The sequence below is a fragment of the Sphaerisporangium album genome (assembly GCF_003323745.1).
GTDB classification, from domain to species: Bacteria; Actinomycetota; Actinomycetes; order Streptosporangiales; family Streptosporangiaceae; genus Sphaerisporangium; species Sphaerisporangium album.
On sequence record NZ_QOIL01000014.1, the window covers coordinates 143,965 to 168,645 of the forward strand.

Genomic DNA, 24,681 nt, shown 5'->3' on the forward strand with positions numbered 1-24,681 from the left:
GAGGCGTCCCCGCGAGGCGCGCTCGCAAGGGAAACGTCATCGTCCGGTGGATGTCCTCCACCGACCACAAGGTGATCGGGCACCTGTACCTGATCACGTCTTTCGTGTTCTTCCTGATCGGCGGCGTCATGGCGCTGATCATGCGGGCCGAGCTCGCCCAGCCGGGCCTCGAGTTCGTGAGCAACGAGCAGTTCAACCAGTTGTTCACGATGCACGGCACGATCATGCTGCTGATGTTCGCGACCCCGCTGTTCGCGGGCTTCGCCAACGAGCTCATGCCGCTGCAGATCGGCGCCCCCGACGTGGCGTTCCCGCGCCTCAACATGGTGAGCTACTGGCTCTACCTGTTCGGCAGCACGATCGCCGTCTCGGGCTTCTTCACCCCCGACGGCGCCGCCGCCTTCGGCTGGACGGCCTATACGCCGCTGTCGGACGCCGTGTCCTCGCCGGGCCTCGGCGGCGACCTGTGGATCATGGGCCTGTCGATGTCCGGCATCGGCACCATCCTCGGCGCGGTGAACTTCATCACCACGATCATCACGATGCGCGCGCCCGGCATGACGATGTTCCGCATGCCGATCTTCACCTGGAACATCCTGCTCACCAGCATCCTGGTGCTGCTGGCCTTCCCGGTGCTGGCCGCCGCCCTGCTCGCGCTGGAGGCCGACCGGCATCTCGGGGCGCACATCTTCGACTCGACGACCGGCGGTGCGATGCTCTGGCAGCACCTGTTCTGGTTCTTCGGGCACCCCGAGGTGTACATCATCGCGCTGCCGTTCTTCGGCATCATCACCGAGGTCCTCCCGGTCTTCAGCCGTAAGCCGGTCTTCGGCTACATCAGCCTCATCGGCGCCACCATCGCCATCGCGGGCCTGTCCGCGGCGGTGTGGGCGCACCACATGTTCGTGACCGGCCAGGTCCTGCTGCCGTTCTTCTCGTTCATGACGTTCCTCATCGCGGTCCCGACCGGCGTGAAGTTCTTCAACTGGATCGGCACGATGTGGCGGGGCCACATCTCGTTCGAGTCGCCGATGCTGTTCGCGGTCGGCTTCCTGGTGACGTTCCTGTTCGGCGGCCTGACCGGCATCATCCTGGCCTCGCCTCCGCTGGACTTCCAGGTCAGCGACTCCTACTTCGTCGTCGCGCACTTCCACTACGTGGTCTTCGGCACCGTGGTGTTCGCGATGTTCGCCGGGTTCTACTTCTGGTGGCCGAAGTTCACCGGCAAGATGCTCAACGACACGCTCGGCAAGTTCCACTTCTGGACGTTGTTCATCGGCTTCCACACGACGTTCCTGGTGCAGCACTGGCTCGGCGCCGAGGGCTTCCCGCGCCGCTACGCCGACTACTCGGCGGCGGACGGCTTCACCGACCTGAACGTCGTGTCCTCGGTCGGCGCGTTCATCCTGGGCGCCTCGACGCTGCCGTTCCTGTACAACGTGTGGCGCACCGCCCGCACGGCGCCCAAGGTGCTCGTGGACGACCCGTGGGGCTTCGGCAACTCTCTCGAGTGGGCGACGTCCTGCCCGCCGCCCCGGCACAACTTCACGTCCCTGCCGCGCATCCGGTCGGAGCGTCCCGCCTTCGACCTGCACAACCCGCCGGCGGCCGTCCCCGACAAGGAACTGGAGGAGGCCCGATGAAGGTCCAGGGGTGGATGTTCGTCCTGTGCGGCGTCTTCTTCGCCGCCGTGGACCTCGTGTACTGGTTCTGGTCCAAGGAGCCGACGGGCACGACCGCGCTGGCCATCTCCGTGGGCCTCGCGCTCATGATCGGCTACTACCTGCTCTACACGGCCCGCCGCATCGGCGACCAGCCGGAGGACAGGAAGGACGCCGAGATCAGCGACGGCGCCGGCGAGCTCGGGTTCTTCAGCCCGTCGAGCTGGTGGCCGCTGTTCGTCTGCCTCGCCGCCGCCCTGATGACCGTCGGGTTCATCATCGGCTGGTGGATGTTCATCATCGGCGCCTTCGCGGTGATCATGGCCAGCATCGGCTTCGTCTTCCAGTACTACCGGGGCCACTTCACGCACTGATCACCCTCTGATCTACGCGCCCGCCCCGGCGCAGGCCCACATGTCGCGGGCGGCGGGCGGTTCCCCCAAGGGACCGCCCGCCGCCCGCGATTCTTTTTTGGTGTGTCGTGTCACCCTTTCTCCCGTCAGGCGAGGTACGCGACTCGGGGTAACCGGGTAATAACTCACAAGGAGTGATCCATCGGAGACGGGGGAGACGTCACGTGGGACACGTCGAGATCCGGGTGGTCGCCCTTGGCACGGGGGCGCTGGCCCTGCTACTGGCAAGTGCATGTGCGAGTTCCGGCACCGAGAAGGGTGCCCAAGGTTCACGTCAGGACGTGGCTGTGAACGTCTCTCCGGGCAACGGGGCCGCCCAGGTGGCCCCTGAGCTGCCCGTCACGGTAGGAGCCGTCAACGGCTCTCTCAGGAGCGTCAGCGTGCGCACGACGTCGGGGAACGCGCCGGTCGAGGGCGTGCTGAGCGCGGACCGCACCCAGTGGCGCAGCAAGCGCGCCATGGCCCCGGGCGAGACCTACAAGATCACGGCGGTGGCCGTGGGACCCGGCGGCACCAAGCAGGTGACCAGCGAGTTCTCCACCCTCAAGGCCACCAAGCTGTTCGCCGTGGACAAGATCCTTCCCAACAAGGACATCACCGGCCTCACCGTCGGCATCGGCATGCCCATCATGCTGACCTTCGACCAGCCCATCACCGACCGCGTGTCCGTCGAGCGCAACCTCATGGTGCAGGCGTCCAAGCCGGTCGAGGGCGCGTGGCACTGGTTCGACGACAAGTCGATTTCCTTCCGCCCCAAGCAGTGGTGGCCGGCGCACACCAAGGTGAAGCTGATCGCCCACCTCGCCGGCGTCCGCGGCGGCCCCGGCATGTACGGCGGGCAGGACTACGTCCGCGAGTTCGAGATCGGGCGCGCGCAGATCAGCCACGCCGACACCACGAGCCACCAGATGACGGTCAGGCGCGACGGCGACGTCATCAGGACGGTGCCGCTCAGCGCCGGTCAGGGCGGCGCCTGGAGGTACTTCACGACCAACGGCATCCACCTGGCCATGTCGCGGGAGGACGTCACCGTTATGACCTCTCCCGACGCCGGTCCCGGCAGCCCGGGGTACTACAGCCAGACCGTGTACGACACCGTGCGGATCTCCGACACCGGCGAGTACGTCCACGGCGCGCCCTGGTCGGTGGGCTCCCAGGGCAACTCCAACGTGAGCCACGGCTGCATCAACATCAGCCCGTCCAACGCCAAGTGGTTCAAGGAGACGACGCTCATCGGCGACCCGATCATCGTGAGCGGCTCCCCGCGCCAGCTCGACCCGGGCAACGGGTGGGGGCACTGGCAGGAGCCCTGGCAGCAGTGGCTGCGCTGGAGCGGCCTGCGCTCCGGCTTCACCACCGAGGCGCTGACCGGCCACGACCGCACCACGGGCGTCCCGGCGAGCGAGTCCAAGAAGAAGGTGACGTCTTGATGTCCTGACGGCCGGGCCTCCGGCTCGGCGGGTCAAGTCCCGGAACGAGAACGAAGGGGCCCGGGCGCGCATCGCGCGCCCGGGCCCCTTCACGTCCGCGGGGTCTGACTTCTCAGTGCCCGATGGCCTTTGTCTCGTCCCCGGCGCCGACGCCGGCGTGGCCGTGCCCCTCACCGTGCCCGTCGCCGTGGTGGCCGTCGAGCGAGATGGCCTCGGAGTCGGCCGAGTAGGTCTCGCTGAGCTTGGCCCTGAGCCGCCCGAGCGGGTTGCGCATGCCCTTCGGGGGCACGCCCTCGCCGTCCGGGGCCGCCTCGATGGCCGGGATGCGCTTCTTGCCCTGGACGAGGGCCGCGAGGTCCTCGGCCGGGGGGACGTGCACCTCGATGTACTCGCCGTGGGGCAGGCGCTTGATGACGCCCGACTCCACGCCGTGCAGCAGCGTCTCCTGGTCCCTGCGCTGGAGGCCGATGCACATGCGGTACGCGACGAAGTAGGCGATGGCCGGCCCGACGAAGATGGCGACGCGGCCGACCTCGGTCGTGGTGTACAGCGGGATGTGGAACGTCGAGGAGATCTCGTCGTTGGCGCCCAGCAGCCACAGGATGCCGTAGAACGTGATCCCCGAGATGCCGATCGACGTGCGGTGCGGGTTGTTGCGCGGCCGGTCGGTGAGGTGGTGCTCACGGTTGTCCCCGGTGATCCACCGTTCGGCGAACGGATAGAGCGCCAGGCCGGTCATGATGATGCCCATGGGCACCAGGGCCGGGATGAGCACGCTCAGCGGCAGCGTGTACCCCAGGAAGTTGATCTCCCAGGCGGGCATCAACCGCAGCGCGCCCTCCAGGAAGCCCATGTAGAAGTCCGGCTGCGAGCCCGCCGAGATGTCCGCCGGGGTGTAGGGGCCGAACAGCCAGATGGGGTTGATCTGGGCGAACGTTCCGAGCAGCGCCAGGACGCCGAACGTGAACAGGAAGTACGCGCCCGACTTGACCATGAAGGTCGGGTAGAACGGCGCGCCGACCACGTTGGTCTCGGTGCGGCCCTTGCCCGGCATCTGGGTGTGCTTCTGCACCCACATGAGGATCATGTGCGCGGAGATCAGCGCCAGCAGGATGCCCGGGATCAGCAGGATGTGCAGGCTGTAGAACCGGGAGATCACGTCCTCGCCGGGGTACTCCCCGCCGAACAGGAAGAACGTGATGTAGGTGCCCACCAGCGGGAGCGAGATCGCGACGCCCTCGGTGATCCGCAGGCCCGCGCCGGACAGCAGGTCGTCCGGGAGGGAGTAGCCGGTGAGGCCCTCCAGGAGCGCCAGCGTGAGCAGCAGCACGCCGATGATCCAGTTGAGCTCGCGCGGCTTGCGGTACGCCCCGGTGAAGAACACCCGGAGCATGTGCACCATCATGCCCGCCACGAACAGCAGCGCCGCCCAGTGGTGGATCTGCCGGATCAGCAGGCCGCCGCGGACGTCGAAGCTGATGTGCAGCGCCGAGGCGTAGGCCTCGGACATGTGCACGCCCACCAGCGGCTCGTACGCGCCCTTGTAGACGACCTCGCCCATGCTCGGCTTGAACCAGAACGTCAGGAACGTACCAGTCAGGAGCAGGATGACGAACGAGTAGAGCGCGATCTCACCGAGCAGGAACGACCAGTGGTCGGGGAAGACCTTGCGCAGGTTGCGCTTGAGGAAGTTCCCGGCGCCGATGCGGTCGTCCAGGAAGGTCGACGTGCCGGCGATGGGCTTCGGAACGGTGTCCAGGCTCATGCCTGCCCCCTAGCTTCCGCCTCCGCGTCCCCGCGCTCCCAGAAGCTCGGGCCCACCGGGACGTTGAAGTCGCTCTGTGCGATCAGGTACCCCTCGTTGTCGACACCGATCGGCAACTGGGGGAGAGGACGGGCCGCGGGGCCGAAGATGACCTTGGCTCCGTCGGCCGCGTCGAAGGTGGACTGGTGGCACGGGCAGAGGATGTGGTGGGTCGTCTGCTCGTACAACGCCGCCGGACAGCCCACGTGGGTGCAGATCTTGGAGTAGGCGACGATGCTGTCGTGCGTCCAGTTCAGGTTGACCCCGGGCTTGAGGTCCTCGGGCCTGAACTTGATGAGGATCAGCGTGGCCTTGGCCAGGGCGTTGAGGTCGTCCTCGTGCCCTTCCGGCACCACCGACAGGATGCCGCCGGGGGAGTTGAAGTCCGCCGCGCGGATCGGCTGGCGGGTGCCCTCGACCATCAGGCGAAGGCCCTTCTTCCACACCGTGTGCCGCAGGGAGGTGCCGGGCAGCGGGCCGAGGTCCTTGAGCAGCACCAGCGGCAGCAGGCCGAGCGGCGCGGACGCCAGCAGGAGCGTGCGGCGCAGCATCTTGTGCCGGAGGAACCCGCTCTCGTTCGCGCCCTCGATGAACGTCTTGGCGACGTCCTCGCGGACCTCGGGGCTGGAGGCCATCGGGTGGCGCTGCTGGACCAGCGTGTACTTCGGCATGATCTGACGGGCCCAGACCACCATGCCCGCCGCCATGGACAGCAGCGCGACGGCCAGCGAGCCGCCTAGCGCCAGGTTGGAGGTGGCCGTCCTCTCGACCGAGCCGACCTGGAAGATGACGTAGGACGCCACGAAGCCGATCCCGGCCAGGAACGTCACCAGGAACAGCAGCGAGGCGCGCCGCTCGCCCTTGCGGGCGCTCTGCGGGTCGGGGTACTTGATCTCGCCCACCGCGACCGGCTCGTCGGCCGGGTGCGCGTCGTGCGCGGCGGCCGCGCCGTTGCCGTCGCCCCGGGGACGCGCGCCGGCGTCCGGGCCGAGCAGGGAGTCGCCGCCACGCGGCGGGGGCGTGCCGATGACGCGCCGCGGAACCCGGGGGCTTTCGCCCGGCTCGATCTCGCCCGGGTTGATCTCGTTCGGATTGTCAGTCATGGTTGACCTGCCGCTTCTTCGCGGTGATCCAGATGGCGGCGATGATCAGCAGGCTCAGGCCGCCGACCCACGCCACGAGGCCCTCGGTGACCGGGCCGATGCGGCCGAGGCCGTTGCCGCCCGGGTTCGGCTCGTGACGGACGCCCACGATGTAGGCGATCATGTCGCGCTTCTGCTCGGGGGTGATCGTGCTGTCGTTGAACACCGGCATCGCCTGCGGGCCCGTGGCCATCGCCTCGTAGATCTGCGTCGGCGTGGCGGGCTCCAGGGACGGCGCGTACTTGCCGTAGGTCAGCGCTCCGCCGGCGCCCACGAAGTTGTGGCACTGGATGCAGTTGGCCCGGAACAGCTCACCGCCCTTGGCCGGGTCGCCCTTGGCGGGGTCGACGGCCTCCAGGGAGGGCTTGGTGGGACCGCCGCCGAGCGACTGCACGTACGCCGCGAGCTGCTTGACGGTCTCGGGGTTCACCCACTCCGGGGGACGCTTGCGCGGGGCCTGGGGGCCGGGGTTCGCGAACGGCATGCGGCCGCTGGAGACCTGGAAGTCCACCGCGGCGGCGCCGACGCCGATGAGGCTCGGGCCCGAGGCACCGCCGGGCGCGTAGGAGCCCTCGGCGTTGAGGCCGTGGCAGCTCGCGCAGTGCGCCGCGAACAGCTCCTTGCCCGCGGCCACGTCGTCCGCCTTGCCGGAGGCGATCGCCGCGTCAGCCCGGTCGCCTCCGGGCATGAGCAGGGCGTACACCCCTCCGAGGAGGCTCAGGGCCAGAAGGAGGACGGCGTATCGCGCGAGTGGATGCCGCCTCCGTGCGGTGATCGAGTTCACCGATATCCTCGTTCCGATCATTTGATGATGTAGATGGTCGCGAAGAGGCCGATCCAGACGACGTCGACGAAGTGCCAGTAGTAGGACACGACGATCGCGCTGGTGGCCTGCTCATGGGTGAAGCGCTTCGCGGCGTACGTGCGTCCCAGCATGAACAGGAACGCGATCAGGCCACCGGTCACGTGCAGGCCGTGGAAGCCCGTGGTCAGGTAGAAGACCGAGCCATAGGCGTTGGACGACAGGGTCAGGCCCTCTTCCACGAGGTTGTGGTACTCGTACAGCTGACCCCCGACGAACCACGCGCCCATGAGGAAGCTGACGACGTACCAGAACCGGAGCTTCTTGACCTGCCCCTTCTCGGCGGCCCACACGCCCAGCTGGCACGTCACACTCGACAGGACCAGAACGATCGTGTTGACAAGCGCGTACGGGACGTCCAGGTGGACGCCCTCGGGAAGAGTGGGCCATGGCCTTTCCAGGCCGAGGCTGACCGACCGGATCGTGAAGTACATCGCGAACAGCGCCGCGAAGAACATGAGCTCAGAGGACAGCCAGACGATCGTGCCGACGCTGACCAGGTTCGGCCGGCGGGACGATGGGGCTGTCGTCGTCGTGATTGCGGATGCTGTCGCCACGCGCAGCATTATTGCGGCTGTGAGGGCCGGGTCGCCGCACGACCCCCCGCTAAGGGGCACTTCACGCGAATAAACCGGACATACGCCCGGTTCCACGCCAAGTATGACTCGTCTGGGCTTCCGTCGGCGGGGACCGGTAGCATCCGTGGTGACCATACCTCGTCAATCGATAGTGAGCGCGACCGTGAGCATGAGGGTTCTCGTCTACAGCGACGACGCGGGCACCCGCGAGAAGGTGCGGCTGGCGATCGGGCGGCGTCCGGCCGCCGACGTGCCCCTCGTCGAGATCGTCGAGTGCGCCACCCAGCCCGCCGTCCTCAAGCGGCTCGACTCCGGCGACATCGACGTCGCCGTGCTGGACGGCGCGGCCGTCCCCGCCGGTGGCATGGGCGTGTGCCGCCAGGCCAAGGACGAGGTGTACGACTGCCCGCCGATCTGCGTGATCGTCGAGCGCCGCGACGACCGCTGGCTCGCCGACTGGTCGCGCGCCGACGCCGTCGTGTCCCAGCCGATCGACCCCATCGCGCTCGCCGAGGCCGTCGCGGGCCTCATGCGGCGCCGTTCGGAAACCCGCATCTCCTCTCACTGACCTCTCACTGACGGAGACCCCCATGGACGCGCGCACCACCTGGCCCGCGCTGCTCACCGCCCTGCTGTCCCGCGAGCACCTCAGCGCGGACGAGACCGCCTGGGCCATGAGCGAGATCATGTCCGGGGCCGCGACGTCCGCCCAGATCGCGGGCTTCGTCACGGCCCTGCGCGCCAAGGGGGAGACGGTCGCGGAGGTGGCCGGCATCGCGCGCGCCATGCTCGACTACTCCACCCCCCTGAAGATCGACGGCCCGACGGTCGACATCGTCGGCACCGGCGGCGACCGCGCCCACACCGTCAACGTCTCGACGATGGCGGCGATCGTGGCGGCGGCGGCCGGGGCGCGCGTGGTCAAGCACGGCAACCGCGCGGCCTCCTCGTCCTGCGGGGCCGCCGACGTGCTCGAACACCTCGGCGTCGCCCTGGAGCTGTCGCCGGAGGCGACCGCGCGCACCGCCGCCGACGCCGGCATCACGTTCTGCTTCGCGCCCGTCTACCACCCCGCGTTCCGCCACGCCGGGCCCACCCGCAGGGAACTCGGCGTGCCCACCGTCTTCAACTTCCTCGGCCCGCTCACCAACCCCGCGCGTCCCACGGCCCAGGCGATCGGCGTGTTCGACGCGCGCATGCTCCAGGTCGTCGCCGGGGTCTTCGCCGAGCGGGGCGTGTCCGCGCTGGTCTTCCGGGGCGACGACGGCCTGGACGAGCTGTCCACGGCCACCACCTCCACGGTCTTCGTCGTCCGGGACGGCGCGGCCGTGCGGACGGGCTTCGACCCGCTGGACCTCGGCGTCCCGCGCTCGGAGCCGGACGCGCTGCGCGGCGGCGACCGTGAGTTCAACGCCCAGGCCGTGCGCGACCTGGTCGCCGGCAAGACCGGGCCGGTGCGCGACGCCGTGCTGCTCAACGCGGCCGCCGCCCTGGTCAGCCTGGACGCCGGGTCGGCCGGAGCGCTGGACACGGCGGTCGCCGAACCCGACGGCAGGGCGGTCGGCGAGGCGCTGGTCGCCGCCATGGCCGGGGCCTACGAGCGCGCCGCCGAGGCGGTCGACTCCGGCCGCGCCGCGACGACCCTCACCCGCTGGGTCGACACCAGCCGCTCCCACCAAACCTCGGGCACCTGAAGCGAGCAGCGTGGCCGCTCTTCGGATGCCACGTCGTCCCCGGCCCTCATCCGTCCGTCACCGCGAACCACACCGTCCGGCCCGCCGCATCGTCCTTCCAGCCCCAGGCCGAGGACAGCTCGCGCACGAGCCACAGCCCACGGCCCCTCTCGGCGAGCGGGTCCACCTGTGAGGGGACGACGGGCAGGGGGGTGGCCGACCCCTCGTCCGCCACGCTCACGTAGGTCAGGTCGCCCGTTGCCGTGACCTCCACCCTGATCCGCCCGCCCTCCCGCCGTCCGGAAGCGGAGTGGCTGACGGAATTGGCCACCAGTTCGGTCACCAGGAGTTCCACTTCGTCCACGCGCGGGCAGCCGCATGGAATCAGAAGATCCCGCACGTAGGCACGCGCCGCCGAGACGGAGATCTCCGTGGCTGGGAGCTCGATGGAGCCCAGCAGGCCGGCCGTTCTCACTGCGCCGCCTCCCAGACCCGTTCGGACGCGTCGTCCGCCAGCGCCCGCACCATCTGGGCGCGGCCCCGGCCCCAGGTGAAGAACCACCTGCCGTCGCGCAGCAGCGCCATGACCTTCAGGGGAGCGGGGGTGCGGGGGATCAGCAGGGTGGGTTGCCGGCCTGTGCGCAGGTCGATCGCGGAGCTCAGTCCTCGTTTGCGCAGCTCCCATCCCAACCGCACCAGGTGAATGAGCTGCTGCCGCGAGTCCGGTAGCGTCTTGGCGCTCATCCACGCCGCCGCGTCGTGTGCGTGGCCGCGAGGGCGTCGGGAGCGAGGGCACCCGATGTGCCGGCCTCGCCCGCTACGCCGTACACGCTCAGGATTTTGGGCGTTTGGAGCGGTTCGTTCATCTTGCCACCTGTAAATTCGGCGAATTGGGACTACCGCCGACCTTCACATGGCAGCATGATGGGAAGTAGCGGAATCACGGCTACCCAGCTTTTGCAATCCGTGTCCACCCGTATGTAACGCGAGGTAACCCGAATGGCCGGGAACGCTGGCACCTCACGCGCCTTCTTGGGGCGAGAATTGCGACGGGCACGTGAGGCAAAAGGGATAACTCGTGCATCGCTTGCTAAAGTATGCTACGTTAGTGAATCACTGGTGAAACTGTGGGAGACGGGGCGCCGTGTTCCTGTGCCGGACCACCTCGCCCAGATGGATCAACTCTTCGAGATGAACGGCATACTGGTCCGGCTCCGCGAGGAGCTGGTGAAAACCGCGGTGCCCCTTGAATGGTTCGGCCGGTGGCCGGAGGTCGAGAATCGGGCTGCGTCTTTGTGGTGGTTCGAGCCGACCGTAATACCCGGTCTACTGCAGACAGAGGACTATATGCGCGCCGTCCTCCACGCCGGAAACCACCAGGCGGACGTTGAGGAGATGGTGAGCGCACGCCTGGAGCGGCAGAAGGTCCTCGAAAAAGAAGACGACCCGCCCATGCTTGTCGCTCTCATCTCGGAGAGCGTGCTACGGCACAACGCGGGCGGCGCCAAGACCATGGTGGATCAGTTGACGAGTCTCGCTGACATGGCTGAGCGGGACAACAGTGTCATAGTGCAGATCATTCCCAACCGCGCGTTCGCATGCGCGGGGTTCATCGCGCACTTTGTCATCGCCGGTTTCGATGACGGCACGGATGTCGCGTACGTCGATAACCAGTTGAGCGGCGAAGTCGTAGAGCATGCCGAGGATCTGGTGCGGTTGAAGCGTATGTTCGATGCTTTCAGGGCGGAAGCCCTGCCCAAGCAGGAATCAATATCATTGATTATGGAAGAGGTGGAAAGATGGAGAATCTGAATTGGCGCAAGTCCTCGTACAGCGGCTCCAATGGAGGCACCTGCATTGAGGTGGCGAAAGCCGCCGGTGGTATCGCGGTGCGAGATAGCAAGCGACCCAATGGTGGTCACTTGGAAGTACCTGTGGAAGCGTTTCGTGCGTTTCTGGTTGGTCTCAAGGAAGACGTCGTCTGACCAGTCCTGACGTGATCGGAAGAGCGCCCCGTCATGGACGGAAAGCGCCTGGCGGGCGCCCTCCGATCCGTGTTGGCCGCCCTGTCCGAGTGATCGTCGATGCTTGGCTGCGTCCTTGAGATCAAGGCCCGTTCTCAGGCGTCCGGATCGCTTTCTGGGTCATCGGGTCCGGCATCCTCAGCCAGCAGGCGATTTAGTCTCGCCAAATAGGCGTCCAGTTCGGCGACGCCGGACGCGTCGGGCCCCTGATAGCCGATAATCGCCTCCCGCAGTCGTACGGCGATCGCCACGGCACGGGTCGGCCGGTTCGCCGCCGCGTGCAGCCGCATGAGGGACGCCAGCGCGTCGAGGTGACGTTCGACGTCCTCGGTGTCATCGGGGTCCGGCCGGTAGGTGATGAAGTCCTCGTAGGCCGCGATGGCTCCGGTCACCGTGCCCAGCTCTTCCTGGCATTTCGCGAGCGAGTATCGAGCGGCCCGCGTGAACTCGTCGTCCGGCCCGTAAGCGTCGCGGTAGAAGAGCATGGCTTTTTCGAAAAGCTCGGTGGCCTCACTGAGTCCGCCACCGACGAACTTCACCTGACCGAGTGCGAAGATCAGCTCGTTGGCCAGCGTCGGGTTCACGGGCCGGGCCAGCAGGTCGGTGATGACGTCCGCGGCCTGCACGAACTGATGGTCCTCCGCCAGTCGCTGCGCGAGGCCCGTCGCCTCCTCGACCTCCTCAGGTGCCACCGGGGACGCGCCCGCAGGCCCGGAGCCTGGGGCGTTCAGGTGGGTCGCGGCGGCTTCGAGGTCTGTCGCCGGCCTCGGCCCGGTCTTCGTCCGCACAGTGCCGCCGAGCGGGCGTACGAACGGAAGACAGGGGTCGAGATGCGGGATGTCCAACGGGAAGCCCCGCAGGTCCGGCTCGGCAATGGCCCACGGCAGGAGCGCATCATAGATCTCGGCCGCGTCAGGCCGGTCTTCGGCCTGCTTCGCGAGCATGGCCAGGAGAAGTTCTTCGATCTCGGAGGGCGCGTCGGGACGCAGTCTCCGGAGCGGCGGCGGGGCGGCGTTGAGGTGGTGCCAGAGGTACGACCTGTCGCTGGTCTGCCCGAACGGCGGCTTGCCTGTGAACAGCTCGTACATCACGCACCCCAGGGCATAGGCGTCCGCGGCGGGACCCACGGCGTTCGCGATCCCCTGTTCCGGTGACATGTACGGCGGTGTGCCCACGGTCATTCCGACCTGTGTCAACCTGGTGTTCGTGCCCGAGCCGATGAGGGAGGCCACACCGAAATCCAGGACCTTGACGATGCCGCCAGGGGTCAGCATCAGGTTCTCCGGCTTGATGTCGCGGTGGACGACATCATTCAGGTGCACCTCGTGGAGCACGGAGGCGACCTGAGCCCCGATCGCGGCCACTCGCGAGACTAACAAAGGGTCGTCCGGGTCGCTTTCGTCGATGAGCGTCTTCAACTCCCGGCCGCGCACCAGCAATTGCATCACCACGAACAACCTGCCGGTGCTCGGATCGGTGCCCCAGTCGTAGACGGCGGGAATTCCGGGATGCTCCAGCCGTGCAGTCGTGTTGACCTCCCGGAGAAAGCGTTCCCGCCGAATCTCCAGGGCTTCCAGATCGGGATGCCCCGTCACCATGGAGGACCGTTCGGCGATCATCATCTTGACGGCCACCCGCCGGTCGAACTGTTCGTCGTAGGCCTGCCAGACCTCCCCCATGCCGCCCGCGCCGATAGGAGCGCGCAGGCGGTACCGGCCTGCGATGAGGCGGCCGTTCACGCCCTCCGGCTCGGTGCCATCTCTCATGCCGATGTCCCTTCCAGCGATGCCGCCGACCCCCGTCCCGCTGATCGAGACTAATCGGTGCGACTCTCTCTGGTCGCCCGAATCTCGGCAAGTCGGGCAGCCGTCGCCTGGCGCTCCGCCTCCCGCCGGGCGGGCCTGCGGATCAGGTTGTACGCCTGGCGTTTCGCGACCTGCTTGAAGAGCCGGCCGATCTCTTCTTCTTCGAAGTAGCGAACGAGCAGGGCGTCATTGGAAGCGGCCTGGTCGATGAGGATCCGGTCGAAATCCTTGTCCAGCTCCCGACCGAACGTCTCCTCGTCCTGGTTCAGGGCGATCTCGGCCAGTTCGGCGTTCTCGGTGACCGCCACAACGAGCTGGCCGAGCAGGATCTGATCGGTGGTGGACAGGTTCGCGCCGTACTCGTCGTTGACCTCCTCGATCACCCGGGCCAGCGACTTCTCCTCAGGATCGGCGCCACCGGCTCCGGCATCGTCGGTGAAGCCCGGCAGCACCTTGGGCCCTTCCGCCTTCAACGTGAGCTCGTGGTCGCCGGTCTTTTCGATGCGCAGGTGGCTCGGCGCGATGCCTCCGACGTCCACACTCGCTTCCTGGCTGGGTGGGGGCAGCCTGTTCAGCAGGAACCGTGCGTACTGGTAGAGCCGTTCCAGCGAATCGTCGTTGTACCCGATGATCTGCGACAGAAAGCCGTAAAGACGCACGTAGTCGCGCAGCGCGCAGCGGAACTGCTCGGCCTTCTCCGGCTCTTCGGCGGCTAGGTCGTTGAAGCGGTCGATGGCCGGCTCGGTGAATCGGTAGAGCTTGGCATGCGCCTTCCGCAGAGCGGCCTCGCTCTCGGCCGCGGCGAAGTAGGCGTCGACGAACGCCTGCATCTCCGACTCGACCAGCAGCCGGAAGGCCATGACCTCCCGCTCTTTGTCGTACAGAAGGTTCGGGTCGGTCGGTTCGGTGATCGTGGTCTCGTAGAACGGCTGGAACGCCGCCAGGATGTCCTCCGCCTTGTTCGAGAAGTCCAGCACGAACAGGTCTTCCTGTGTCTTGCTGCGGTGCGTGCGGTTCAGGCGTGACAGGGTCTGCACCGCCGCCACCCCGGCAAGGGGCTTGTCCACGTACATCGTGGTGAGCAGCGGCTGGTCGAAGCCGGTCTGGTACTTCTCCGCCGCCACCAGGATCCGGTACTCCTCCTTGCGGACGGTGTCGGCGTGCTTGTCGTCGGCCCGTGTGTAGGCGAACCGGCGCGGGAGCTCTCGTTCGGGGAATCCGTTGAGCTTCGGCTCGGTGTACTCTGGGCCGTCCTTCTCCAGCTTGAGCGTGCCGGAGAACGCCACCAGCGTGGCGCAGTCAGGGAACCCCCGCTCGTCCACGTAGGCGCGAATGGCCTGATAGAGCCGTACGGCGTCGCTGCGGTAGGGGACGACCACCATCGCCTTGGCGCGGCCACCGAGCCGCCGCGCCGTGTGGGAGCGGAAATGGTCCACGATGATCTTCGCGCGGGAGGCCATGGACGCGTCGGATCGCAGCGCGGCCCGTACCAGCTGCGACTTGGCCTTTCGCGGATCCACGAGCCGCTCCGCCTCCTCCACGGCGGCCTCGGACAGCTTGAAGTAGGTGGCGTAGGTGACGTAGTTGCGCAGCACGTCGTGGATGAATCCCTCGTCGATGGCCTGCCGCATCGAGTAGACGTGGAAGGGCTCCATCGCGCCCGTCGCCGGATGGGGCCGGCCGAACAGGTTCAGCGTCTTGGGCTTGGGGGTCGCCGTGAAGGCGAACACCGACAGGTTCGGCTGCCTGCCTCGGGCCAGTGCCGCCGACGTCAGCGGGTCACCGTTCTCATCGACCGTGCGGGAGCCGAGGGCCTTCTTCAGCGCCGCGTTGTCCTCGCCGCCCTGAGAGGAGTGCGCCTCGTCGATGATGATCGCGTACTTGCGGGTGCCCAGGCCCGTGACCTTATCGAGGACGAACTGGAACTTCTGCTGGGTCGTGATCACGATTCGCGCAGCCTGGCCCGTCAGCGCGGCGGCGAGTTGGGCGGAGTCCTCGTCGATCCGCTCGACCACGCCCTGGACCTGCTCGAACTGATAGATCGTGTCCTGCAACTGCTTGTCCAGCACCTTGCGGTCGGTGAGCACGACCACCTTGTCGAAGACCGGCTGATTCGGGGCGACGCCCTTGCCGCGCGCCGCCTCGTCGATCAGCCCGGCGTCCTCCGGGGTGTGCAGGGACGACAGCCAGTGCGCGAGCCAGGCGATCGTGTTGGACTTTCCCGACCCCGCCGAATGCTGCACCAGGTAGTTCTCACCCGCGCCGTGCCGCGCAGCATGAGCGGTCAGAGTCTTGACCGCATGCCACTGATGGAACCTCGGGAAGATCAGTGGCTGGGTGTGTGCCGCACCCGGCTTGTAGGAAGGCGCCCGTCCCGCCTTCGCGTCGGCGTCCTCCATGTGGAGGAACCTCTGCAGCAGCTCCAGGACGTTGTCACGGTGCAGTAGTTCCTCCCACAGATACGAGGTTCTGTACTCCCTGGCGCCCGCGGGCCGGTTGCCAGCGCCCCCGGACTCCCCGGGACCGTTGGAACCCTCGTTGAAGGGCAGGAAACGTGTCCTGTCCCCGGCCAGCCGTGTCGTGAGGAACACCAGGTCCGGGTCGACCGCGAAATGCACCAGCGTGCGCTTGGCGAACAGCGGCTCTTTCGGATCACGCAGCCGGTACTGCCGCTTGGCGTCAAGCACCGTCTGCCGGGTCGCGGGATTCTTCAGCTCTGCGGTGGCGATCGGGATACCGTTCACGAAGAACGCCAGGTCGACGGAGTTACCCGGTTCCTTCAGCGAGTAGTGCAACTGTCGGACCAAGGTCAACCGGTTCGCGCGGTATTCGTCGAGCGCATGGGCCGCGAGCGTGTGCGCGGGCCTGAAGTAGGCGAGGCGGAATTTGAGGCCCTTGTCCTTCACCCCGTGCCGCACCACGTCTAGCACGCCCCGCACGTCGATCTCCCTGGCCACGAGCCTGGCGAACTGCCAGATCGGCTGCTCCACGTCTCCGTACGCCTCACGCAGCCGTTCCCACTGGTCCGCCTGCGTCGCCCCGAGGAACAGCGCCAGCTCGGCCGTGTCAATGGCGAGCTCACGGTCGTAGTCGTCGTTCACCCCAAGGGCCCACCCAACCGTAGGAGCCGTCAGCGCGGCGACCACAGCGTCCTCGAATGCCCGCTCCGTATACACCCGCGCTTCCATCAGGCCAGCCCCTCGCTCCCTCGCCCTGCCGTTGTGACATCGATCTGCCCGGTCACCGCGCCCGTTATCAGTGCTTGTCGTCGTTCCGTTAGTAGTTGTTTCTGCTTAATTAGCAGATTGGTCAAAGAATCGATTCTATCAAGCGTGCGGCTTGTTTCTTTTACGATCCTCTTCTGAGTGGCGAGTGAAACTAGAGGGATGCGAAAGTCTCGGATTTTCCCGCTACTCGTCGACGCCAAGTTCGTTGTCTTCGTTCCTGTGCTCTCGAAGTAATTCCGGGCGTAAATCGACCTTGTCAATAACGCGAGGTAATCCGAATCCAAGCTAGCTCCGGGTCGTACTGCGAAGATGTGGTTTTGATGCAGGCATTCAGGAATTTCATCCCGCCAGACTGTGCCGCGCCCGAGTTTGTCGAGGTCGCCGCCCTCCGTCATAAGCACATCACCGAAACGTAGGGTGCTGGCGGCCGCCATCTTTTCCGAGACGGAGATCTCTGTGATGGAGTTAAGTTCCAAACGGCCTGCCTGAACGTTCGCGACGCGTATATAAGGTCGTGTCACCGCATCATCTGACAGGGTTCGTGATCCGTCCACGGTGATACCGGACTGAATTGTGGCAAGATAGCCGAGTCGGATGAATTGGCAATCTCCTGAAGTCGGCAGTACCTCGGAGATGAAAGCTGTCGAACGGTCGTTAAGTAGGTGGAGTTGGCGGTCGCGAATGGCGGCTAGCCGGTCGATGTAGATAGTTTCGACATCGAGGAAGTTTGCGATCCAACGCTGCTCATCCAAAGACGGGGTCGGTATCTCAATGTTCCCAAGATCTTCCGGATTAATGCGAGGCGTGCGTACTGCTCCGTTGTCTGTACCTCCGATTCCGCGTAGTCGTGATGCCATCTCTCCTATGAACCATGAAGATCGAAACAGGTGATGCAGATACTGGGCATTAACATGGGGGCTAGGCTGCAAAACCAGATAGTCCGGGCTGACGAGTCCCCGAATCGGGCTGACCCCGATGGCTCCCTGGAATGCGCGCATCCGATTCAGGATGATGTCTCCAGGCTCGCAAATCTTATAGTTACTCAAATCCTCTGCCCGAGGAAGATCATCGGTGAGGGATTCGCGTGGAATGACTCCTTTGTGGATTGAAACGGCAAGCAAGGGAGGCTGATCGGATCCCGCCCGCCTGTCGATCGTCCGGGACAAGTACTTGAGCCGTCGAGTCGGCCAGATCATGAGGTGACCTCGCCGAGGAGGGTCTGAATCTGCCCTTCGAGTGCCTTGAGTTCTGCGTCGATCTCCGCCAGGGGGCGTGGCGGGGTGTAGACGTAGAAGTGGCGGGTGAAGAGGATCTCGTAGCCGATTCTCGCGCGGGTGGTCGTCTTGGTCTTGGGATCTTTGATCTCAGCGATCCAGGCGTCGGGGACGTGGGGGAGTACTTCGCGTGCGAGGTACTCGTCTATGTCCTCGTCGAGGGGGACGTTCTCGTAGTCGCGTAGGTCCGGGTCGGGCTCGGGTTTGCCCTTGAGTTTCTGGATCTCGCCGCCGGGGTCGGGGACACCAAGCGCGTTCCAGATGGCCTTGTCGACCGAAGATCCCGCCGGCCACATTGTCCCGGCGGTGACGACCGCATGGAGGGTCGCGTTGCGGGCTTCGGCCTTGGTCCACCAGACCGTGCCGAGGAGGGGTTTCAGTGCGTCGACGAACGCCTCATGACCAGCGATCTTGGCGAGGGGCTTGGCCTCGCGGAGGGCGGCAAGGGTCTCCTCGGTGATCTCGAAGCGGAGCCTGAGCGGCCGGTCGACGGTGATGCGCTGGTAGCCGAAGTCCTCGTTGCGGAACACTTTGACGCTGCCATGCGACGGATGGGACTCGTCCTCGGCGATCTGCAGGGCGTCCCGGTAGAGCCCGCACACGTGCTTCACCTGCTCCGGCGAGATCTCCTTGCGCTTCTCGCCGAGGGACTTGCGCATCTTCCGCCACTGGTCGCGGGCGTCGAGCAAGATGACCTTGCCCTTGTGGCGGCTGTCCTTGCGGTTGGTGACGATCCAGAAGTACGTGGAGATCCCGGTGTTGTAGAAGAGCTGGTCCGGAAGGGCGACGATCGCCTCAAGGTAGTCGTTCTCCAGGATCCACCGGCGGATCTCCGACTCGCCCGATCCCGCGCCGCCGGTGAACAGCGGCGAGCCGTTGAAGACGATCGCGATGCGGGAGCCGCCCTCCGACACGGGCCGCATCTTGGCCATCATGTGCTGGAGGAACAGGAACGAGCCGTCGTTGATGCGCGGCAGGCCGGCGCCGAACCGGCCGGCGTGGCCACGATCCTCATGCTCGTCGCGTACGGCCTTCTCCACCTTCTTCCATTCCACCCCGAAGGGCGGGTTGGCGAGCATGTACGCGAAGGTGCGGCGGTTGCCGTTCTCGTCACGGTCGTGCCCGTCCTGGCTGAAGGAGTTGCCGAAGACGATGTGCGACGGGTCCTGCCCCTTGAGGAGCAGGTCAGATCGGCAGATGGCGTAGGACTCGGCGTTGACCTCCTGGCCGTAGAGGTTCACGCGGGTCCTCGGGTTCAACCGGCGGATGTGCTCCTCAGCGGCCGAGAGCATTCCGCCCGTCCCGCACGCCGGGTCGAGAATGTCGATGACCTGCCCAGGACCGGTCAGCACCGCGTCGTCGGGGGCGAGCAGCAGCTCGACCATCAACTCGATGACCTCGCGCGGGGTGAAGTGCTCACCCGCGGTCTCGTTGGAGATTTCCGAGAACCTCCGGATCAGCTCCTCGAAGGCGTAGCCCATCTGGTGGTTGTCGACGGCCTGAGGGCTGAGGTTGATCCTGGGGTCGGCGAACTTCTGGATCACCTGGTAGAGCAGCCCCGCCGTGTCGAGCCGGTCGATCTGGATATGGAACTCGTAGCGGTTGATGATCTCGGTGGCCTCGGAGGAGAACCCGTTGATGTAGTCGCGCAGGTTCCTGGCGACGTTCGCCGGGTCCGCTCCGATCGTCGCGAAGCTCTGCGAGGAGGTGTTGTAGTAGCGCAGGCCTGCGGCCACCTTTAGGAGGGAGTCGCGCTTCTGCCCGGTGTAGGAGGCGGCGCGGGCCCATACCGCCTGACGGGTCGGCTCCATGACGCAGTCGAGTCGGCGCAGCACGGTCATCGGCAGGATGACCTTGCCGTATTCGGACTGCTTGTAGTCTCCGCGCAGCAGGTCGGCCACCGACCAGATGAACCCGGCCAGTTCCTGGTGCTTACTCACTCGTCGCCCTCTCGCTTGTCATCGCCGTGCTTCGTACCTGTGCGGCGGGATGGTGGTGGATCCAACGCGCCGCTGGTCAGTCCTTCGTGTGCCAGCCGCGCGGCGTGTCTGCCCATCTTGGCGGCCTCGTCGAGATCACGGGTGAAACTCTCGAGTTCCCGGAACACCGCTCCGTACCGCCGCTGCCGCTCGATGTCCATCTGGGGCACCGACGCGCCGCGCAGGTCGGCTCTGTACGTGCCCGTCGCGGAGGTGTTCCGCCGTCTGTGGGTGACGCCGCGCAGGAAACCCTTGAGGTAGTCGGTGTCGAGGAGTTCGGTGCGCGAGGTGACGTCATCCCCCTCGGCGCTCACCAGGTTGTTCTTGATCAACTCGCTCACGTTCAACGTCGAGGTGAGCTCCTGGCTGGTGGAAACCGGGAGTTCCGGCAGCGCCCGGACCAGTTCCCGCAGCCGTTCCTCTAGCCGGGCCCGCGCCGTGGCGTACGCCGTCACGTAGTCCGGCTGGGAAGCGGCCACGTACCGGGTGGGGGAGAGGTCCACCTCGTCGCCGAGCAGCGTGATCATCGAAACCTCGGCGACCTGCTCGGAAGCGGGCTCGATCTTCCCCCCCGCCTCCGGATCGAGGTCGGTCAGGTCGATCATGCGTACCGGGACATCGCCGATCACGGGGGTTTCCGGGCGGCGCAGCACCCACAGATGTACGGGCAGGGCGTGGCCGGGGACCAGTCCCGCGGGTAGGGCGACCATCGTGTCGAGGATGCCCTTGCGCACGAGTTCCGCCCTGATGCGCTTTCCCGACCTGCGATAGGCCACGGACGCGGGCAGGACGAGCACCGCGCGACCGCCTGGCGCGGTGTGGAAGTAGCAGTGCTGCAGCCAGGCCAGCTCGCTCTCCGCCCGGGGTGGCACCGCCAGTTCCCAGCGGCGGTCCACCAGCAGGGCGTCACGGCCCCAGTCCGTCTGCGCGGCGGGCGGGTCACAGACCACCAGGTCAGCTCTGAGCTCAGGAAATCGGTCGTAACGAAGGGAATCGCCCGTCGCGGTGGTGAACGCACGGGACCGCGGGCCGAGTGACGACCGGAGTTCGGCGAAGCGGGCGACAGCGGGGCGCTGGTCCTGGCCCATTCGCCAAGCGACTCGCGGGCCGCCGCACGACAGCAGCAGGTCGCCGATGCCGCATGCGGGGTCGTAGACGGTGCCCGAGGTGTCGCCTGCGAAATGCCGTACGAGCCGCACGAGGCCCGGCGTGGAGACGTGCTCGCCACCGGCCCTGCCGGACGAGGCGACCAAGCGAGCGGAAAGATCCTCCAGCAACCCGTGAGGAGTGCGCTCGTCCGCCATCTGCCGTGCCAGTTCGACCGTTGAAGGAGACAGGGGCCGCGTGGCGGGCCCGCCCTCGCCGACCAGGAACTCCTCGCCGAGGGCGACCAGCGCCCCGATCATGTCGTCGCCGCATTCGGTTCTCAGTGCCTGCCAAAGGCGTACCTCGTCGGAGACGGCCTGCCCTTTGCCCTGCCGGTCCAGCCATCGCCGTACCTCGACGACAGAGAACAGCGGGTTCGTGGCCGTGCCCCCGGACGGCTCCGGGAAGTCGGCATGCCGGCGGCGCCAGTTCGAGACGGCCGCACGAGACACCCCCGCCAGCCTCGCTATCTCGACGGGCGCCACTAGCGCCACCTCTTCGCCGCTCATGCCAGCAGCGTACGCCTGTGTGCACAGCGGTGCAACGTTTTCAGCGTGTTGACCACGCTAACAGCATGAGCGCAGCCGAAGCCCGTCCTCGGAGATCCGTCCGGTGCCCCGGGGGCCTCAGTCGGCCTCGGTGAAGCCGATGCTGAACGCGGCGTCGAGGTCGTGCTTGCTGTAGGTGCGGAAGGCGAGGTGGGTCTCGGTCGCGAGGACGCCCGCCACCTTGTTGATGCGCCCGGGGATGACCTCGGCGACCTCGTCGTAGTGGGGCACGCGGACCATGGCCACCAGGTCGTAGTCACCGGTGATCGAATAGACCTCGCTCACCCCGTCGAGCTCGGCGATCGTCTCGGCGACCTCGGGAATCCGGTCGACCTCCGCCTTGATGTGCACGATCGCGGTGATCATCAGCGCTCTCTCCTTCGAGTACGGCCTGCGCCCGACTCTAGCGCCGGACGGCGATCCGCCCATCACCGGTGCGGCAGGCGGACCTCCCGCATCCCCGGCATGGCCGCGGCTCATCGCAGGGGCCGGCCCTCGCGGGGCTGTGAGACCTCCAGGCCCTTGTACGCGCGGTCGATGCGCTCCTTGAGGCGGCCCGCGCCCCTGGCGGGGAGGCTCCAGACGCCGTCCACGCGCACCAGTCGCACGCCGGGGGAGTCCAGCCAGCGCAGGATGCACTCGGTCTCCTCGGCGCCGGTGGCGGGCAGGGGGCCGGGGCCGGGGATCACGGTCTCGGCGGTGGCGACCAGCGCGTCGACGTACGGCGTCGGGTGGGCGCCCTTCGGCATCACGCCCGCCGCGGCCAGCCGGCCGTGCCGGACGACGTGGATGTCCCACCCGCCGCCGAAGGCGGGGCTGGCGGCGATCATCTCCGGGATGCCGGTCAGCGACCGAAGGCGCTGCATGCGCGCCGCCGTGCGCACGTACACGGCCAGCCGGTCGCGGTCGACCGCGGCCTCCTCGTAGCGCTGCTCGGCGGCGAGCCGCTCCATGCGGGCCTGGAGCGCCGAGAACACCGGGCCGGGATCCTCTTCCATGGCCGACTTCGCGGAGTCGACGTGGCGGCGGTAGTCCTCCACGGTCTGCCGGCCCTCGCAGGGCGCGCCGCAGCGGCCCATCTCGGCCAGCGCGCAGGCGGACCGGCGGGTGCGCGGGGTGATGCGCTCGGTGCACTGGCGTAAGGGCACGGCCTCGTGCAGCGCCGTCCTCGCGTCCTCGGCGCCGCGGGCGGAGGTGAAGGGGCCGAGGTAGGTGGCCGCGTCACCCTTGACCTCGCGGACGATGGACAGGCGCGGGAAGGGCTCGTCGGTCAGCTTGAGCCAGACGACCTTCTCGGGGAAGCGCGAGCGCCGGTTGTAGCGCGGCTTGGTGGAGCCGATGAGGCGCAGCTCTCTGACCTCGGCCTCGAGGCCGGTGGCGCAGACGATCGGCCGGACGCGCTCGGCGATGCCGATCATCTCGCGGATGCGGGGCCGGGTCTCGCTCGCGGTGAAGTAAGACCGCACCCGCTGGCGCAGGTCGCCGCTCTTGCCGACGTACAGCGCCTCACCGCGCTCGTCCTCGAAGACGTAGACGCCCGGGGCGCTCGGGACCGTGGCCGCGAGGTGGCGTTTGCGTTTCTGCTCGGGCGTGGGGGCCCGCACGAAGCCCTTGAGCTCCTCCAGGGTGTGCACGCCGTACGCGGCGACGCGCTCGATCAGGGCGTGGAGCACGTCGACGGTGGCCTTGGCGTCGGCGAGGGCGCGGTGGCAGGGCTCGGTGGAGCTTCTGAAGACCCGGGCCAGGGTGGCCAGCTTGCAGTTCGGCACCTCGTCCCGGGTGAGGACGCGGCGGGCGAGATCGGCGGTGTCGACGACCGGGTTGGCGGGGGGCGGGTAGCCGCCGGCCTGGCAGACGGCCTTGACGAAGCCGACGTCGAACGGGGCGTTGTGCGCGACGAGCGTGGCCCCGCGGATGAACTCGAGGAAGGTCGGCAGCACCTGCTCGACGCGCGGGGCGGCGGTCACCATGACGTCGGTGATGCCGGTCAGGACAGTGATGAACGGGGGGATCGGGCGGCCGGGATCGACCAGGGTGGCGAACTCGCCGAGCACCTCGCCGCCGCGCACCTTGACCGCGCCGATCTCGGTGATGGCGTGCTCGGAGGGGGAGCCGCCGGTCGTCTCCAGGTCGAACACGACGAAGGTCACCTGGTCGAGGGGCGTGCCCAGCTCGTCCAGCGTTCCTTGAACCCCGATCTCCACGCCCAAGACCATACGGTCGGGGGCCGACAGTTCCGAGGGGGGTCCGGGAAACCGCGGGAAACTCGGCCGGAATCCGTATGACGCGGGAACGCAACCCGGCATACGGACGGTCGTTATACGGCTTGTGTTCGATGTGCCCTGGCGTGTCGGACGCAGTGCCGACGCCATCGCCCGCGGCGGAGGTAGTGCCGTATTTCGGCTATTTGTCCGTTTTGACTGCTAATTCCGGAGGTACCTATGCGCAAGACGTCCACCTTGCCGGCATCCCTCGCCTTGGCGACCGGATCGCTGCTGTTATCCGCCGCCCCCGTCCAGGCCGCCCCCGTCCAGGCCGCCCCCGTCCAGGCGGCCCCGGCCCAGGCCGTCGCGGCGTCCGCCACAGGCGAGGCGTCCGCCGGTGCCCGGACGGCCCTCGCCGCGCGGGTCAAGGTGAGCTACCCGCGGGGCATGCGCCGCGGCGGCTACGCGACCTACACCTACAAGGTCACCAATGCCGGCCAGTTGCAGGACGACGCCCTCGTGCTCACGACGATCCTGCCCTCCAAGGCGGTGTCCAAGGTCCGGTTCGTGAAGAAGCCGCCGCACGCCTCCTGCGGCTACCGCAGCCTCCGCGTCTACTGCGTCGTCCGCCTGGGGAGCGCGAACACGCTCGGCATGCAGTTCCGCGTCTACGTGAAGTACAAGTACGCGGGCAACTTCATGGCCGACCACTACTGGACGCCCGTGAGCTACGAGCCGGGGCTCGGCGCCTGGGACTACGTCCGTGAGGTGAGCAGGGACGACCGCATCGGCCGCTCCAAGACGAAGATCTCCCTGCGCTGAGCGCCCGCGCCCGGTCCCGTGCGAGCGCCGCGGGCCCGGGCGCGTTCGGTGCACCTGGGATCACACCTTCGTACGCCCGCGGTTCGCCC

21 protein-coding genes are annotated in these 24,681 nt (G+C 67.3%); 8 read left to right on the forward strand and 13 right to left on the reverse strand.

Annotation, left to right across the window (positions count from 1 at the left end; translation table 11 throughout):
* The first annotated feature begins 50 nt into the window (after nt 1-50).
* The 3 genes from ctaD to DQ384_RS24390 all read left to right on the forward strand — a co-directional run bounded on the left by ctaD (nt 51) and on the right by DQ384_RS24390 (nt 3,504).
* Complete coding sequence (ctaD, locus tag DQ384_RS24380; RefSeq protein WP_181871383.1) at nt 51-1,643, forward strand: aa3-type cytochrome oxidase subunit I; 1,593 nt, start codon at nt 51-53, stop codon at nt 1,641-1,643.
* The gene (locus tag DQ384_RS24385; RefSeq protein ID WP_114031182.1) at nt 1,640-2,035 is read left to right on the forward strand and encodes a cytochrome c oxidase subunit 4; all 396 of its coding nucleotides are present in this window, start codon (nt 1,640-1,642) and stop codon (nt 2,033-2,035) included. The genes ctaD and DQ384_RS24385 overlap by 4 nt, the downstream gene beginning before the upstream one ends.
* Before the next feature lie 326 nt (nt 2,036-2,361).
* Complete coding sequence (locus DQ384_RS24390; protein ID WP_245966739.1) at nt 2,362-3,504, forward strand: L,D-transpeptidase; 1,143 nt, start codon at nt 2,362-2,364, stop codon at nt 3,502-3,504.
* A 112-nt stretch (nt 3,505-3,616) separates the two neighbouring features.
* On the opposite strand, the gene qcrB is transcribed toward DQ384_RS24390, so the two are convergent.
* The 4 genes from qcrB to ctaE are packed head-to-tail and all read right to left on the reverse strand — an operon-like array spanning nt 3,617 to nt 7,878.
* A complete protein-coding gene (gene qcrB, locus DQ384_RS24395; protein WP_114031183.1) occupies nt 3,617-5,269 on the reverse strand; it encodes a cytochrome bc1 complex cytochrome b subunit in 1,653 nt (550 codons plus the stop codon).
* Complete coding sequence (gene qcrA, locus DQ384_RS24400; protein ID WP_114031184.1) at nt 5,266-6,411, reverse strand: cytochrome bc1 complex Rieske iron-sulfur subunit; 1,146 nt, start codon at nt 6,409-6,411, stop codon at nt 5,266-5,268. The genes qcrB and qcrA overlap by 4 nt, the downstream gene beginning before the upstream one ends.
* Nucleotides 6,404-7,234, reverse strand: coding sequence for a cytochrome bc1 complex diheme cytochrome c subunit (qcrC, locus tag DQ384_RS24405; RefSeq protein ID WP_181871384.1), 831 nt, complete (start codon nt 7,232-7,234; stop codon nt 6,404-6,406). The genes qcrA and qcrC overlap by 8 nt, the downstream gene beginning before the upstream one ends.
* A 17-nt stretch (nt 7,235-7,251) precedes the next feature.
* Nucleotides 7,252-7,878 carry an aa3-type cytochrome oxidase subunit III gene (ctaE, locus tag DQ384_RS24410; RefSeq protein ID WP_114031186.1) on the reverse strand — a complete coding sequence of 209 codons (627 nt, stop codon included), beginning with the start codon at nt 7,876-7,878 and terminating at the stop codon, nt 7,252-7,254.
* Nucleotides 7,879-8,059: 181 nt separating this feature from the next.
* Between ctaE and DQ384_RS24415 the strand changes: the two genes are divergently transcribed.
* Together DQ384_RS24415 and trpD are read left to right on the forward strand one after the other, a co-directional pair.
* Nucleotides 8,060-8,458 (forward strand): response regulator transcription factor, encoded by a 399-nt coding sequence (locus DQ384_RS24415; protein ID WP_114031187.1) that lies wholly within the window; start codon nt 8,060-8,062, stop codon nt 8,456-8,458.
* 22 nt (nt 8,459-8,480) lie between these two features.
* Entirely contained in the window at nt 8,481-9,584 is a 1,104-nt protein-coding gene (gene trpD, locus DQ384_RS24420) for an anthranilate phosphoribosyltransferase (RefSeq protein ID WP_114031188.1), read from the forward strand.
* A 46-nt stretch (nt 9,585-9,630) separates the two neighbouring features.
* Here trpD and DQ384_RS24425 read toward each other — a convergent pair whose 3' ends face one another.
* Together DQ384_RS24425 and DQ384_RS41480 are read right to left on the reverse strand one after the other, a co-directional pair.
* Nucleotides 9,631-10,038: an ATP-binding protein gene (locus DQ384_RS24425; RefSeq protein ID WP_181871385.1), complete on the reverse strand. Its 408-nt coding sequence runs from the start codon at nt 10,036-10,038 to the stop codon at nt 9,631-9,633.
* Entirely contained in the window at nt 10,035-10,307 is a 273-nt protein-coding gene (locus tag DQ384_RS41480) for a hypothetical protein (RefSeq protein ID WP_181871386.1), read from the reverse strand. Before DQ384_RS41480 ends, DQ384_RS24425 begins: the two co-directional genes overlap by 4 nt.
* Before the next feature lie 255 nt (nt 10,308-10,562).
* On the opposite strand from DQ384_RS41480, the gene DQ384_RS24430 reads away from it, so the two are divergent.
* Both DQ384_RS24430 and DQ384_RS24435 read left to right on the forward strand, forming a co-directional pair.
* Nucleotides 10,563-11,375: a helix-turn-helix domain-containing protein gene (locus tag DQ384_RS24430; protein ID WP_114031190.1), complete on the forward strand. Its 813-nt coding sequence runs from the start codon at nt 10,563-10,565 to the stop codon at nt 11,373-11,375.
* Complete coding sequence (locus DQ384_RS24435; RefSeq protein ID WP_114031191.1) at nt 11,363-11,548, forward strand: DUF397 domain-containing protein; 186 nt, start codon at nt 11,363-11,365, stop codon at nt 11,546-11,548. Before DQ384_RS24430 ends, DQ384_RS24435 begins: the two co-directional genes overlap by 13 nt.
* A gap of 134 nt (nt 11,549-11,682) precedes the next feature.
* On the opposite strand, the gene DQ384_RS24440 is transcribed toward DQ384_RS24435, so the two are convergent.
* From DQ384_RS24440 to DQ384_RS24470, 7 genes are all read right to left on the reverse strand, one after another.
* Nucleotides 11,683-13,353, reverse strand: a complete 1,671-nt coding sequence (locus tag DQ384_RS24440) for a serine/threonine-protein kinase (RefSeq protein WP_114031192.1) — start codon at nt 13,351-13,353, stop codon at nt 11,683-11,685.
* A 50-nt stretch (nt 13,354-13,403) separates the two neighbouring features.
* On the reverse strand, nt 13,404-16,493 hold the full coding sequence (locus DQ384_RS24445) for a type I restriction endonuclease subunit R (RefSeq protein ID WP_220183115.1): 3,090 nt from the start codon (nt 16,491-16,493) through the stop codon (nt 13,404-13,406).
* Nucleotides 16,494-16,579: 86 nt separating this feature from the next.
* Entirely contained in the window at nt 16,580-17,815 is a 1,236-nt protein-coding gene (locus DQ384_RS24450; protein WP_114031194.1) for a restriction endonuclease subunit S, read from the reverse strand.
* Nucleotides 17,812-19,833: a type I restriction-modification system subunit M gene (locus DQ384_RS24455; protein WP_114031195.1), complete on the reverse strand. Its 2,022-nt coding sequence runs from the start codon at nt 19,831-19,833 to the stop codon at nt 17,812-17,814. Before DQ384_RS24455 ends, DQ384_RS24450 begins: the two co-directional genes overlap by 4 nt.
* The gene (locus tag DQ384_RS24460) at nt 19,830-21,527 is read right to left on the reverse strand and encodes an HsdM family class I SAM-dependent methyltransferase (protein ID WP_114031196.1); all 1,698 of its coding nucleotides are present in this window, start codon (nt 21,525-21,527) and stop codon (nt 19,830-19,832) included. The genes DQ384_RS24455 and DQ384_RS24460 overlap by 4 nt, the downstream gene beginning before the upstream one ends.
* A gap of 117 nt (nt 21,528-21,644) precedes the next feature.
* Entirely contained in the window at nt 21,645-21,932 is a 288-nt protein-coding gene (locus DQ384_RS24465; RefSeq protein ID WP_114031197.1) for an Lrp/AsnC family transcriptional regulator, read from the reverse strand.
* 110 nt (nt 21,933-22,042) lie between these two features.
* Nucleotides 22,043-23,770: a DEDD exonuclease domain-containing protein gene (locus DQ384_RS24470; protein ID WP_245966740.1), complete on the reverse strand. Its 1,728-nt coding sequence runs from the start codon at nt 23,768-23,770 to the stop codon at nt 22,043-22,045.
* Between the two features lie 237 nt (nt 23,771-24,007).
* On the opposite strand from DQ384_RS24470, the gene DQ384_RS41485 reads away from it, so the two are divergent.
* On the forward strand, nt 24,008-24,592 hold the full coding sequence (locus DQ384_RS41485; protein ID WP_181871388.1) for a hypothetical protein: 585 nt from the start codon (nt 24,008-24,010) through the stop codon (nt 24,590-24,592).
* Nucleotides 24,593-24,681 lie beyond the last annotated feature (89 nt).